This is a genomic window from Spirosoma sp. SC4-14 (genome assembly GCF_037201965.1).
Lineage (GTDB): Bacteria > Bacteroidota > Bacteroidia > Cytophagales > Spirosomataceae > Spirosoma.
In genome coordinates, this window is sequence record NZ_CP147518.1 from 7,246,249 (window position 1) to 7,261,261 (window position 15,013).

Below are 15,013 nucleotides of genomic sequence, written 5' to 3' on the forward strand. Positions count from 1 at the left end.
TGATTAAAACTGAGGGCATGGCCCTGAGTCACCTAAAATGCCCCCTACCAACGGTGGCTGGGCCTGTTTGGAGCCGGACGGCTAAGGGTACGATTTCCTGTATTCCTGTTCAGAACGCCCGTTTTACGGAGACTAATATAGCCTCCTACACTCTTTGGCAATAATTGCCCTGCATCGACAGCAAGCGATCCCGTTACCACGGCTCCACCAAGCATATTGACCGGAACACCAAGTGTGAAAAGACCCGAAAACTGGCGGGGCAGATTGATAAACGGCACATCGTAGGTCCCGGCATTGATGCTATAGGACAGGCGCGATGTCAGATCAATTTTATCGAATAATAACGCGCTGATTCCAACATGAAAGACACTAACCCGGTTGTTGGCAATAGCGCTGCTATATGTCGACAACTCGGAATTTACTTCCGCTTTGGGCATCAAAAAGGGAGTACCTATCGTACGGCCAAAATACGTCCATCCGTCAACGAACTGGCTATGGTTGAAATAATTGTCGCGTCCCCGTCGCTTCGGATCATCGATCACGAACTCATCGCCCCCCTGGCTACCCGTAAATAGATATTCGAATGTAAACTGGCGAAGAAAAAAAGCAGCCCCTGTTGGCTGATTCAGGTTTTTTAGACGTACACCATTCAAGCCATCCTGTATGTTAGTACCGTAAAATAGCGAACCATCATCGTAGAGGAATTGTCGGTAAGCATAAAGATTCCAGCCATCAAAACTTATATCAGTTGCCAGATCAACAGAACCTAAATGATTACCAATTCGATTATCCTCAAACGAGGTCAGATTGCTGTCACTTGTATAATCATTACCTCGAGTGCCTAAAAATACATTAGGATAATAACGTAGGCTTGAAGGCAGCTTACCATCTACGGCAACGACAGGGCCCAATATTTTAGGATCGGCATAACCACCCCAGATAACCTGATGATTGAATCCGCCATAAAACCGAATTCGCCAGGATGGTTTACCTAGCCGCAGGTAGAAATATTTGTGGTGAAGGTACGACCCTTTTACAATTCGGTCTGAATTTTCGAACCACCCATGAGCCAGCATTCCCATTACGGACACAACGCCTTTTGTAAATCCTATTGGGGTAAAGTTTGGCAGTCCAATTTGTATTTTAGGAATTGGTAGCGCATTTCCCGACCAGGCATAGGCACCAGTAGTTAACAACGTATCGACCAGGCCAACTATTTCCTTTCGACGACCGGCGTATAATTCAAAGGCACCAATTCGGCCTTTCACATAGGCTTCTGTTAGTAATACCTGGCTTGTCTGGCCAGCATTAGCTACAACATTTACACCGTATCCCCAATCGCTTTTGGGTCGATGCCCCGTACTATCGGCAGCCCGATAGTCGGAATGTAGCGTTGCATTCAGTCGTAGAGAAGGCGCTTGTAATGGAACCGCCCCATATTGATTTGCACGTAACCAGAAAGGCGTTTGCGATGACGCCCCCATACTTCCGACTTCTATTGAGTACTGATTAATTCGCTGACCGTAAGAAGGAAAATTACTAATCCATAAGAACCATACAGTACAACTACAAAAAATAGCGATTCTCATAGATTAAGAAACAGATAAGCCACTGGCAGGCATCGGTACGGCTATTTGCCACGGCCTTGAACCATCACCCGAACCGTTTGAGCAATGATCCACATATCGAACAGGAATGATCTGCGTTCGGGATAGATCAGGTCATACCGCAACCGCTGCACCATCTCTTCGATACTGGAGGCATAACCAAACTTAATCTGCCCGATTGAGGTAATTCCTGGTTTTACTTTGAGTAAGCTTTTATATTCTGGAGCAACTTCAACAATCTGGTCGATAAAAAACTGTCGCTCGGGTCGCGGCCCAACCACAGACATCTCCCCTCTGAGCACATTATAGAACTGAGGAAGCTCGTCCAGACGCGTCTGTCGCATAAAGCGTCCCCAGGGTGTAATCCGTTGATCCTGGTCGCCTGCCGACAACACAGGCCCCCCCTGCTCAGCGTTGACATACATACTCCGAAACTTATAAATCAGGAAAGGTTTTCCATCTCGCCCAACTCGCTCCTGCGCGTAGAAGATGGGGCCTTTGGAGCTTAACCGCGTCATCAAAGCAACCAATAGAAAAAATGGTGCTCCCACCGTCAATATACCAACAGAAAAAGCAATATCGAATCCTCGCTTCAGCGTATTGATCCGAAAATCGGCCAGCATCTGCGAAGACAAATTCAACACTGGCAAAAAATCGTGGTATTCGACAGAAGCCCCACGAGCCAGAAAGCCCCTAAAGTCAACAAGTAATTTTACCTGATAATCAACATCTTCTGCATCATCAACAATGCGTTTCAACCGCTTATTATCAATGTATGGCATACAGCAATAAACACAATCGATTTGGTTTAGACGAACATACTCCAGTAGTTCATCGTAAGTCCCTCTGAGCAAACCAGCCGTTTCATCAGCAGGTTCATCGAAGTACCCATAAAAATGAAATCCCATTTCTGGATGGGCATCGTAAAAACCTCGGATGGTAGTTGCTAATTTACCGTACCCTACTACAATATAACGTCGATTATTATACCCCCTGGCTCGGTATTCCTTCAAAAAAACCAACCCACCAATCCGAAAAGCAATACCCAGCATGGCGAACAAACCATAGGTGAATGCCAGATGCTCCCTGGAATAATAATAGCCTTTGACTGCTACCCAGTAAATAGCGATTACAGCTACATGGAAAGCCATCAGCACCAACAACTTTTTGATTAAATGGTCTGCTTTAAAAAGCTGGCGAGGGAATATATAAGGCTTAAATAATAAAATCTCGGCTAACCACACCAGGTTAAAAACCCACCATAATGTTGCATAAGGTGGCTGAAAAACTGGGTCTATTGAGCCAAACTTGATTCCATAAGCACCCACAAAAGCCATGTTTAAGCTCAGGAAATCGACAAAAACATGGAGCGGGAACAACAATATGGAATAACGATGCCTCATATTTAATTGATTTACCGTGCAACTTTCCTGGTATGTAGATACACATTAACAGGGCTAAGATAATGCCAGAAGCCGTTGGCACTTCTTAAAATTATCCTACGGTTTATAGTAAACGGCTGCAATGTAATAATTTTTATCCAATTTATAAATATGTGTCGACAAAATCTATAGCCAGAAACGGTTAATGTGATGTCCAGTTTTTCTTTAAGCTGATATAGCCACCTATATTATTCTGATATAAAGTACCATTATCGACAGCGGCACTTCCCGAAAACAAAATCCCACCCAGAATGTCTAACGGAGCCACGATACTGGCATATCCCGAAAACTGATTCCGAATAGGTTGATACGGATAATCGTAAGTGCCCAGGTTCCGGCTAAAAGACAGCTTTAGCTGATAAGCAATTGGTCCCGCAAATAAAGAGCTTCTTACCGGTAGATTTCCGGCCAATCCTGTGTGAAACACATATACCCGGTTATTTCGTGTAAAGGTTCCATAAGGGTATTGGTCCTGTGGTCCCAACGCAGGGGGAATAAACGGAGTACCAATTGTATGCTGACGGTAGGCCCAGCCATCCCGATACTGCTGATGATTGAAATAATCATCTTTACCTCGTTTATCAGGATTATCAATAATAAATTCAGGTCCTCCCTGACTAGTTGTGTTCAAGAATTCAAACAAAATATCGCGAACAACCGCGTTTGGGTCATTCCGTCGAATACGAATTCCGTTTAAGCCATCCGCAATATTAATGAGATAAAACAATGAGCCATCTTCATACAGATTCTGTCGATATATATATAAGGTATGACGGACCAGATCGATCTCAGTGGCAAAGTCAATAGACCCCAAATGATTACCAACCCGATTCGTCAAATCAAAATAGGTATACTGCTGTGTGTCAGTACGTCCTTTATTTATTGTTGAGACGACGTAGAAGTAATTTACCAATCCAGTAGGCAATTTTCCCCCATTAGGAATAACCCCTGGAATACCGGTTGTATCGGTAGCATGTCCTCCCCATACGGCCTGGTGATTAAGCCCGCCATAAACTCGGACAACATCGCGTTCTCGCCCAAAACGGAGGTAAAGCGATTTCTGGTGTAACATCGTATTTTGGATATATCCGTTAGCATCCAGATACCCATGGGCAAATGTACCCTGAACAGCCACCCAGCCTTTTGTAAAGCCGATTGGAGTGAAGACCGGAATAGAAATCTGTATTTTGGGAACAGGCATTGCATTCCCTGACCAGGCATACGACCCGGTCGATAACGTTGAATCGGCCAGCCCGAACTTCTCTCGTTGTCGCCCCACATACAGTTCCCAGATACCCCGGCGAACTTTAACATAAGCCTCTGGCAATAAGACATTATGTTCGTATGAAAGTAGATTTTTAGAGGTATTGACAACTACATTTACGCCATAGCCGACATCATATTTCGAATCCTTCCATTTCCCTGTACTATGACGTGTTGAATCGTAACTACTGTAGATACCCGCTCTGAAGGTAGAAACTGGCGACTGATTTGGAACAATACCATATTGATTCGATCTAAGCCAAAATGGAGTTTCTGTCGAAGAAGAAAAATAAGTACCAGCCTCTACGCTATAGAGATCTGGCCTATGAATTGATTGAGCCCATAACCTAATCAAACCAAAAGCATTAATAACAATAAATGAACAGAGTAGCTTAAAAGAAAAAGACATTGATGAGGTTAGTAGAGGTCTGAAAGCGCTTACAATAATAATAGCTACTAACCTATTTTATTGTAAGTGCCTCAGCTTTTCGATGCTGAGTATATTTTTCTATTACAAATTCTCTAATACTCTCAATAAACTTTGCTTCATCAAATGACTGCGCATGTATGCGAATAAAAGCTGAATCAAATTGATCCTCAATTGCTTCGAATCGTTTAACAGCAGCTATCAAATCATCTGTTGTCTGTTTTTCAAAAAAGATAGCTGTTGCTTTTGAGGGATTATCTTTTACGGGAATTTGTGTTGCCAACACCCCTCCCGTACCATAAGCAATAACGGGTCGACCGGCCGCATTGGCTTCTAAAGGAGTGATACCATAATCCTCATGTTGCGGAAAAATGAATGCCCGGCAATTGGAATACACATCGGCTAATTCCTGAGCGGATAAGCCACTCATAAACAGTACATTACTTTTAGCTCGTGCCTTAATTTCATCGGCCTGAAGCCCCTTACCTACAATTACTAACGGATAACCTAATTCATTAAAAGCGTCTATAACCAAATCTACTTTTTTGTAATACTCCAATCTGGAAACCACCAGAAAATAGTCCTTAGGCTTATCTGTCACATAGAAATTATTAACATTTACCGGAGGGTTAATAATCTGTATATCTTTTTTTAAGTGATACGACGTCTTTAATCGTTCTTTTGTTTCTTCCGTCATCGCTACAAAGAAATCAGGCCGTTGAGCAGCCTTAAAATCTATTATACGTAGCCTCTTCACAACGAAATCGAAAAGTTTACGGCGCAAGCCAGTCGAATTAGCGTATTGAGCATAGGAAGTAGGATCCCAGGCCAGTCGAAAAGGTGTAAAGCTATAACTAATAACCAGAGCATCTGGATTCAGCTTTACGTACTTTGCACAATGTGTACCCGACATGAGTACAACATCATACTCCGTTAAATCATGTGATTGCATCGCCCATACACCAAATGGAAAAAAAAGCTTTTTCATGGTATCGTCCGTTTTTGCAATGTATTGCAACCACGTTGTATGTATATCACAAGTCTGAAACTCTGGAAACGTCAATCCAGGCTGATAACACTGAGTATAAATTGGTGCGTCTGGAAATGCTTTATGGAAACAAAGAGCAACTTGTTCACCACCGGCTCTACACATTAGCCCATCCTGCACTAAAGCGATTTTCATGATAATTTTTGCTGAGATAAACAGCAACAAAATTAAGGAAGCCTCCTTATAAACATTAAAGGGTTCGCAATTGCGAACCCTTTAATGTTTATTTTTTTATGACACGGCTACTAATCTGCTTTCGTTCAGTTGTTAGAACAGGCATATAGATGCCGGATGACTGGTTCTCAGCTTTCCATTCTAAAGTATGTCTACCAGCCTCTTGCTGGCTACTTTCTAATAAGCGTTCAATAACCTGCCCTTTAGCATCAATGACATACAGATTGATTTTTCCTGATTCTGGAAGTACAAAATCAATTGTCGTTGACCGATCAAATGGATTCGGATAAGCCGTTAGTTGTAAATCAGTTGTCGACTCTGTTCGAATATGAGCAACAAAAACAGCGCCAGCCTTTGCCTGAAATCCTGGCAAAAGTTCAACAGATCGCCCGGCCCGGTATTCAACATTACTTTTAGGAGAAACAATACTAACCGCTTCTATTTTCTCAATAGCCTTTTCAACATACACCTGATTAGGTTCGTAGTTGATCTTGATATAACGCTGTTTATCAACTTCCTGAGCAAAAGAAGTAATAGCAAGCATACAGATAAAGATACTCAGTAAATAGCGCATATTAGTTTCGGTTTGAGCGTCGTAAAGCCTTAATCTGCTTCTCCATCTGTTCACTTTTACGTTTCAGCGTTTCATTTTCTTTTTTCAGCTGAATCATATATAACGTCAGCTCTTCTACCTTTTCAAGCAATTTTGCCTCCATTTTACCGACGTCAACTCCTTCTTTTACTACCTGTTCAGCAGATGGCACTCCCGGTAGGTGTTGGTTTTGTTTTACATATGTCTCAACCTCAGACAAGCTCTTCAGTTTATAACCAGATTCAAAAACTTTGTCTGACCAATCATCTGTTGTTTTAACAGCAACCTTAACTTTCTCCGTCAAAATACCATCAGCAACATATAACCGGTAACCTACTGGCGTCTGTTGAATACCCGATCCAATAATTACGCCACCACCGTTTGTATTTTGCAGATTATCACCATCTTGCGTCCACAGTTCATCTGCCGATGTTCGCGCGCCACTACCTGTAGTGCTCCCTAGTACGACATCGCCTTGCGCATTCACGGTCAAAAACTTTGTCTGGCTTAATAAAGTCGCCGTATTTGTACTCTTCAGGTTAGTGAAACGCAGCCCACTGTTTCCATCCGTACCCTGAGTAATTTCTAACTTAGCGTTAGGAGCAGTATTCCCAATACCTACATTAGCATTGTTACCTAAAATTAAACTATTACTGGCCGTAACTTGGGTATTAGCACCAATAGCAGTGGCATTCGTCAAGTTGTTATTAGCAGATGATACTCCTGCACTCCTACCAATAAACGTATTAAAAGTTCCACTCACATTTTGAACACCCGCTTCTCTACCTATAGCAACATTATCGGTAGCATTAGTCCCATAAAACCCTGCATCCTGACCTATATAAGTATTACTTGAACCACTCTGATTTCGATTCCCTGCACCACTACCAATAAAAGCATTATTTCCTCCTGACTGGTTAAAATACCCTGTCAAGTTACCCAAAAACATATTATAATTACCGCTTATATTATTAAAGCCTGCTAGATTACCTAAAAATAAGTTTTGCGTCCCATTTATATTATGATAACCCGTTTGAAAGCCAATAAATGTATTACTACCCCCTGTAGTGTTACTTATTCCAGACTCTAAACCTAAAAACACATTACTTGCCCCCGTATTATCTCTGCCGGCCCTAGAACCAATAAATATGTTACCATTTGTTGATGTACTACTGGCACCTGCTTGTTGGCCTATAAAAACATTATCTCCACCTGATGAATTTGATGTACCTGCTTTATAACCAAGAAACACGTTTCCAGAACCAGAAGTATTAGAACTGCCAGTAAGAGACCCCATAAAAGTGTTACTATTTCCTAGCGTATTAGCTTGGCCAGCATCAGCCCCTAAAAAACTATTGTCATTACCCTGAGTGTTACCGTAGCCTGCACCTGCCCCAAAAAAAGAATTATTTGCTCCTGTGCTATTGTATCTACCAGCATTATAACCACTATAATTATTATTATAACCTGTTGTATTACTATAACCAGAATAGCCACCTATAAATGTATTCCCATTTCCAGAAGTGTTATTATAACCTGCACTATATCCGAAGAAAGCATTCCCCTGCCCGGATGTATTTTGCCCTCCCGCTTGCGCCCCTACAAACGCGTTTTGAGTGCCAGCCATATTTAAAGATCCAGCTCCCCGCCCTATCATTAGGTTACTAGCTCCACTCATATTAAGATTACCAGCTCCAACCCCAACTAATGTGTTATCAGAACCTGGTGTAACAGATATGGGGGTCGTCGAAACGTAATTACTCTGAGCCAAACAAGTAATGCCCCCTCCCAAAAAAAACAGACAAGTAAATAATGCTCTCATTTTAAATATCATTTTAAATTCTAAGTACATTTATAGTAACTGGTTAGAGAACCTTTCCATATTGAGTTTATCCTTACATAAACCGGCTAAATATAAAAGGTTATCAAATTATATCAAACAAATTGAGCTAGCTGAATACTAAATAAGTAAATGTGAGGTCCTCCCAATTACTGTATCGCTCAAAGATTGAGGATCGGACGTTCATTTGTTCTTCTTTCGAGGCCTTTTCCGGCGTCAGTCCGCCGAGCGAACTGTGAGGTCGAAATGAATTATACTCCTGACGCCAATACTCAATTTTTTCGCGAGCATCTTCTAACGACAAGAATCAATGGGCGTTCAAACACTCGTCCCGAAAACTTCCATTGAATGATTCAATAAACGGATTATCAGTGGGTTTCCCAGGTCGTGAAAAGTCTAGGTTTACTCCATTGTCATAGGCATCTAGGTCCAATGCTTTCGAAATAAACCGCTACGGCGGACCGTTCACTGCCATTGTCTACCTGGATACGGCCTGGTATCGATAAATTTACCACTTTTAATTGATTCATCACAGCTACTACATCTTCGCCTTTCAACGACTGTCCGACATGAATGGCTACGCATTGGCGGCTATAGGTATCGACTACAGTTAAGGCCCGAATTTTTCGCCCATCGAAGAGCTGATCTGCCACGAAGTCCAGGCCGCTACGGCGGACCGTTCCAGCACTGATGAATACTGGAGAGCTCAGGTCAATCCATTCGATGAGCAGCCGAGCGCTTACACCTAGGCCGCTTACTCCGTAGATTAAGGCTTTCTAAGCGATATAAGCGGTGTACTCGTTTATGGTTGTCGCGCCAGCCTTCCCGCCTAAGCAGGGTAAAAATACGTTGGCAACCATATCGGACACGTGTTTCAGCGATCTCTCGAATACGTTTTCTCAGCACAGAATCATCTCGACGATGCGCTTTATAGAACCAGGTTGAGCGTCGTAACAGAAGCACGGCACAGGCTCGGCGCTGCGAGATCCGATAATCATTCATTAGACTTTTGGCCAACGCTCGCTTTTGGATTGGCCCTAAAGCTTTTTTTTGATGACCTCCTGAAGCATCTGTTTGTCCAGGCTTAAATCGGCTATTAACTGCTTTAGTTGTTGGTTCTCTTCTTCGAGTTGACGAAGCCGTCGAAGTTCGGGAACCCCCAGGCCGCCATACTTCTTTTTCCAATTATAAAACGTAGCCTCACTGATACCCATCTTTCGACATATCTCGGCGACAACGGTTCCGGTGTCAGCCTGAGGAAGGGCAAAAACGATTTGCGCTTCGGTGAATTTGGTCTTCTTCATAAGCGATTGTTTGATTGGTTTTAAGGTATCAAAAATCGCCCGAACTCTCTACTTTAGGTCGGTCCTGTTTACTGGCTCTTACGCACTTTGTGTTGCATCGATGAAATGCCCGCAATAATGATGGTACATTTGACCACTTAGTAAGGTTTTAAAATTGTCAACCACACAAAGTGCGTAAGAGCCTGTTTACTGGGAGGAGGTCAGGAGGAGGTCACTCAATGGGCTATCCATTTACCAGCTTTTCCGTCCCTCCCTGCTTCTACGCACGTCCAGTATTCCACATTATCGGTAGTTGTAGGCTTTGGGTTCCATATACGCTGTCCAATAGAAAACCCTCCTGCATATAAACTGCTCTCAGGGGGGCCCATATTAGTTATATTACCTGTAACATAAGAACTTATATCAAAAACTACTGACCTTGATGGCCCTATCAATAAATTTCCTTGAATCTTAGAACCATTTATAAATTCAAAATGCCCATTATCAGTTGCAAGGTTTCCAACCAGAGTACTATTATTTAAATATACTCTCCTATAGTTAGCCTTTGTGGAGCCTATAGTAAAGACCGTATTGTTCAAAAAGGTAGCCCCCTGAACAAAGCTTCCCCTATATATAAATGAATTTATCACACGAATTCTAGATGTAGGATCAGAAGAAGTAAGTAGCCCAATAGTGCCTCCAGAATAATTTAAAGCATTATTGTCATCTGGAGAAAAACCCACATTAATAGTATCACTTTTTACATTCGAAATATATAATGTGTTGGTATTTCCCTCAATTAAGCTTATTTCTCCATTGTTAACATAAACTCTTCCTGAGTTAATCCTTTTAAACATGGGAAATAACACACCATTCAAACGTAAATCCCCGCCAGAGCTCGATTCTGCTACAACAGACACTTTCCCTTCTACTCTAATATCATTAACCGAACTACCTGTACCATCAATATGACACCTTATAGCCTTCCTAGCATACAATTTAGTTTCCAAAGCATGTATACGTATATTATTATAAGAACAACTTGCTCCTCCGAAGAACCACGTGTCTAAACCCTCCTTTGTAACTCTTTGCCTTTCTGAGTGCACATTATTAAAAGATGAAGAAAGTGTTTTAGGAGAAATATAAATTGCATTCTCCAAAGACTGCTCCACTTGCAACCTTAATATACTAACCATGTTGCTTGTATCTCCCCCATCTTCTACCGAAAAAGCATAGTTAGAAGCATTTCCGCATAGTTCAACAGAAATATTTTCGAAAATGCAATCCCACACCTTAACAAGCTTTAGGCCAAATCCATTTAGATTGTGTACCCTTATAGTTTGGAATCTACTAATTTGCGGATTGTTTAATAACAACCCGTTAACAGTATTATTGTCGCCACTTATTTCAATTTGAAATATTTTAAAACGAGAAGCAGCTTCAGTAATCACAGCTGTATAACTATTACCTGTAGGAACGATTACTCCATTAAGTGCAACTCCTGAAAGCTTCTTTCGCAAAAGAATACTGCCGGTTATACGATATCTCGCACTACCCGTATCATAAATATAAGTTCCAAGGCTAGCTGCAAAATCTATTGCAGCCTGCAACGCATGTTTATCATCCGTTATACCATCTCCTTTTGCAAACCATCCTACATCAACCCCTCCAGAAAACACACGTTTATAACACTTATTTGAAGCAGTTCGTATAACAGTACCTGTATTATCTGGAGAAGTACGATCGATACTATCAAGTAAAAATTGGCCTTGATGTCCAGCATCTGTTACGTATATAGCTACAGGCAATTTCTTTTTTAGTGATCTGATTTGGCTCAGATTTAGTAAAGGTACTATGTGTTGATCTAGAATTGCTACGTGGTCAGCAACAATTTGGATAACACTTTTTAAATCCTTTAAAGGTTTATCTTCCTTCGTAAGCGGCTTAAGTCGAAATCTAGCATACGAACTTATGTCTTTGCCGTCATCGATAGATTGGCCAAGCGACGCCAAAGTAAATAAAAACAATATAAGAGTATAAGATATAAATAAATATATCTTTAAAAAAAAACTATTCCTTTTATTTGTATTATAAGTCATATAAAACCTGAATTCAATAATGAATTGTTAATAACTCAACATACATAAAATATAAAATCCAAATGCAATTTACTTTCTAGTAATATAATACCTACCGCAGATTCAGCTTTGAAGTGCAATATTGAATGCCATCTTATTGGTATGTGCAGAAAAAGAGCCAACTGCTAAGTAGTAAATCCATAGTTTTGTGGTGTCTAATCATAAAACAAATGGCTAACTACAAGCAATTGACCCTGGAGCAAAGATACCAAATTCAGACACTGGTACAACAAAAGTATAAACAGTATGAAATTGCTTCGTTTGTAAACGTAAGCAATTCTACCATAAGCAGAGAAATCAAGAAAAACGTTTCATTATCAGGCGATTACGTTGCCACTGAAGCACATAAGTTGCGTGCAAATCGCTGCCAGCGAGAACCTTATAAAATGAAATCAGCGCTTGAAAAGCAAGTAGTGAGGTTCTTAAAAGAACGCTATTCCCCCGAACAAATAAGTGGTGTTCTGGCTTTACAGGCGGGTTCAAAACAGATAAGCCATGAGAGCATCTACAAGTACATTTACGCCCAGAAAGAGTCTGGTAATGAGAGTCTTATTTCCTATTTGCGAATTCGACACAAGAAAAAATATGGCAAACGAGGGAATTCCAGCAAACGGGGTACAATTCTCAATAGAGTCGGCATTGAGCATAGGCCTGCTATTGTTGAAAGCAACACCCAGGTAGGTCATTGGGAAGGCGATACCATAATTGGCGCTAATCACGAGGGCGTATTACTAACCTTAGTCGAACGGGTTACTAAATATACTATTGTTGCAAAATTGCACTCAAAAAATGTGAATGAATTAGCTAATGCGTTGATTACTAGGGCGACCAGATGTGGAATACCCATAAGGACGATTACATTTGACAACGGAAAAGAATTTGCCAAACATCAAAAAATTAGTGCTTCACTCAAGGCAGATATTTATTTTGCCAATCCCTATCATAGTTGGGAGCGAGGGCTTAACGAAAATACAAACGGCTTAATCCGCCAGTATATTCCTAAATCCTGCCCAATTACTATTGTGAAAAAAAGTGATGTAAAATGGATTGAAGATCAGTTAAACAACAGGCCTCGCAAAACGCTTGGGTACTTATCTCCAACTCAGTTTGCTCTTAAGAATAATATTGCACTTCAAACTTGAATCCAAGTACTTATTGAGCAAAGTGAGTTAAAATAATAGATCGTTCAAAGGTTGAAGATCAGACGTTTACGAGGTCATTCAATCAAACATTTATTAAAGCTTAAATAATATATCTTCGAATATAGCCGCCGATTCATGCCATTTATACAATTTTACTCTCTTATAGCCTTTCTTAATCAGGTTATTATAAGTAGTGCTATTTCCAAGCACATCTAGAATTCCTTCTGCTATACTATCAATGTTAGTTGGATCAATATAATATGCAGCATCTCCACATGTTTCAGGAATACTAGCAGCATTAGATGCGACTACTGGGCAACCACAAGCCATCGCTTCTAATGGAGGGAGCCCAAATCCTTCATATAAAGATGGAAACACAAATAAAGATGCTAACTTGTATATAATAGGCAAATCTTCACTCTTTACATAGCCTGTAAACAGAACACGCTTACTTATATCGGCATTCTCATTTAAAAATTTAAACACCTCTTTATCTCCTGTAATGAATCCTTCTTTCTTACCCACAATAAGCACATGTACATCTTTTTGGGAGATAGCAATTTTCTGAAAAGCCTTCAAGAGATTTAATAAATTTTTATGTGGTTTGACGTTACCAACAAATAACAAATACTTATCTGGTAAGGAATAGTTTTGTATTACCTTATTTTCATGCAGCAAGCTGGAATTTGGGTTAAAGTAATTTGAATCTACTCCTAACGGTATTGCTATAACTTTTTGGGGGTCCGAACAAACCTTCTCTAAAATTTCTCCTCTAGAGAAGGTAGATATTGTGGTTACAATGTCAGATTTCTTTACCGCATTCTTTAAAACATATTCAGCATAAATTCTTTTTTCAAAACTATATGTGCTTTTAGAAACTAAATGAAAAATATCAGGTATTGTCACAACTCTTTTTTTAGCATTTACATACAGCAATGGTATATTATAATGCGGAGACCATAATATATCGCATCTAGGAATTTTCTTAAAAAGCATAAACTGTTCTCTAATGCTATAGATAGGAGAATCATCCTCTATTAAAGTCCAATTTTTAAAATTACCATACAAATTAGATAGCGTAGACTTAGATCCTATAATGTAAGCATACCATTTGTTAGATTCCAAAATATACTGAGTATACTTTTCTATATATAAGCCAATGCCAGAGTTTTTTATCATTCTAGCATCAATACATATCGTTTTTCTAATAGAAGAGTTCATAAATGAAAAAGAGAAAATCAACAATTTACCCTAAGAGCGTGTTGGGGAATTATAGTTGGTCTACTGGTTCAATACGTTGTAACATCAACTGAATGTTAGCCAAAAGTAGCCAGCCAACCGAAGATGATAGTGTGTACTCGTAATCTTTGACGATTCGCCGAAAGAACCGGATGGCCGGAGCCATTAGTTCAAGCAATAGTTCGTTCCACTACCCAACGCTTAGCAACGGGCACGAAGCCCTGCGCCGATTCAGGACGTGAAGCTCGCTCAAAATCAATGCCCCATTTGGTTAATTCCTTTGCAAAAACGCCACCGTAAGCTCCATCACCAAATACCTTTTCGACTCGGTCACCGTACCACAAAACGTCACTTACCAAAGCCAATGAAGCGGGCCCATCACCTTCATTAGCTGCATGCACAGGAACCGCCCACAGCCGCCCGCCCGCATCGACTAATAACTGTCGTTTGCGACCGTTAACTTTCTTATGCGGGTCGAGGCCTCGATATTCACAAATCATAGGCGCTAATTTAACGCTCTGACTATCAACACAAAAAACAGATGGATACGCTTCGCGTTCCTCCTGTTTTCGATCCAGCTGATTCAACTCCCGGTTGATTCTTTCAAGCGTCCCATTAGTTTCCCAACAGTCGAAATAGTAATATGCGGCCTGCCAATGGGGATATTCATCGAGTAAATTTCGCCATTGACAACCCGTGCGAAGTAACCATAAGATAGTATTCATGACCTCGCATAGATCAAGTTTGCGTTTAAGGGGGAAAAAGGGCGATATTGCAGCCCACTGGTAGCTGGTCAGTTTAGTAAACTGTTTGGTCAT

The 15,013-nt window shown here is 40.8% G+C and carries 10 protein-coding genes and 1 pseudogene; 1 reads left to right on the forward strand and 10 read right to left on the reverse strand.

The genetic code is table 11. The features are described 5' to 3' along the window. Nucleotides 1-44: 44 nt before the first annotated feature. From WBJ53_RS29930 to WBJ53_RS29965, 8 genes and pseudogenes are all read right to left on the reverse strand, one after another. Entirely contained in the window at nt 45-1,589 is a 1,545-nt protein-coding gene (locus tag WBJ53_RS29930) for a capsule assembly Wzi family protein (protein WP_338873201.1), read from the reverse strand. A gap of 41 nt (nt 1,590-1,630) precedes the next feature. Then, a complete protein-coding gene (locus WBJ53_RS29935; RefSeq protein ID WP_338873203.1) occupies nt 1,631-3,010 on the reverse strand; it encodes a sugar transferase in 1,380 nt (459 codons plus the stop codon). Nucleotides 3,011-3,191: 181 nt separating this feature from the next. Then, nucleotides 3,192-4,721: a capsule assembly Wzi family protein gene (locus WBJ53_RS29940; protein WP_338873205.1), complete on the reverse strand. Its 1,530-nt coding sequence runs from the start codon at nt 4,719-4,721 to the stop codon at nt 3,192-3,194. A gap of 52 nt (nt 4,722-4,773) precedes the next feature. Further along, nucleotides 4,774-5,922, reverse strand: coding sequence for a glycosyltransferase (locus WBJ53_RS29945; RefSeq protein ID WP_338873207.1), 1,149 nt, complete (start codon nt 5,920-5,922; stop codon nt 4,774-4,776). 88 nt (nt 5,923-6,010) lie between these two features. Beyond that, nucleotides 6,011-6,535, reverse strand: a complete 525-nt coding sequence (locus tag WBJ53_RS29950; RefSeq protein ID WP_338873209.1) for a T9SS type A sorting domain-containing protein — start codon at nt 6,533-6,535, stop codon at nt 6,011-6,013. 1 nt (nt 6,536) lies between these two features. Continuing rightward, nucleotides 6,537-8,405 carry a TMF family protein gene (locus WBJ53_RS29955; protein ID WP_338873211.1) on the reverse strand — a complete coding sequence of 623 codons (1,869 nt, stop codon included), beginning with the start codon at nt 8,403-8,405 and terminating at the stop codon, nt 6,537-6,539. 97 nt (nt 8,406-8,502) lie between these two features. Then, a pseudogene (locus WBJ53_RS29960) lies at nt 8,503-9,697 on the reverse strand (IS3 family transposase). A gap of 215 nt (nt 9,698-9,912) precedes the next feature. Beyond that, the gene (locus tag WBJ53_RS29965; protein WP_338873213.1) at nt 9,913-11,775 is read right to left on the reverse strand and encodes a hypothetical protein; all 1,863 of its coding nucleotides are present in this window, start codon (nt 11,773-11,775) and stop codon (nt 9,913-9,915) included. 209 nt (nt 11,776-11,984) lie between these two features. Here WBJ53_RS29965 and WBJ53_RS29970 point away from each other — a divergent pair, with 209 nt between their 5' ends. Continuing rightward, nucleotides 11,985-12,956, forward strand: coding sequence for an IS30 family transposase (locus WBJ53_RS29970; protein ID WP_338873215.1), 972 nt, complete (start codon nt 11,985-11,987; stop codon nt 12,954-12,956). 93 nt (nt 12,957-13,049) lie between these two features. Here WBJ53_RS29970 and WBJ53_RS29975 read toward each other — a convergent pair whose 3' ends face one another. Together WBJ53_RS29975 and WBJ53_RS29980 are read right to left on the reverse strand one after the other, a co-directional pair. Next, on the reverse strand, nt 13,050-14,177 hold the full coding sequence (locus WBJ53_RS29975) for a glycosyltransferase family 1 protein (RefSeq protein ID WP_338873217.1): 1,128 nt from the start codon (nt 14,175-14,177) through the stop codon (nt 13,050-13,052). A 188-nt stretch (nt 14,178-14,365) separates the two neighbouring features. Next, nucleotides 14,366-15,013, reverse strand: a complete 648-nt coding sequence (locus WBJ53_RS29980) for an IS5 family transposase (protein ID WP_338873219.1) — start codon at nt 15,011-15,013, stop codon at nt 14,366-14,368.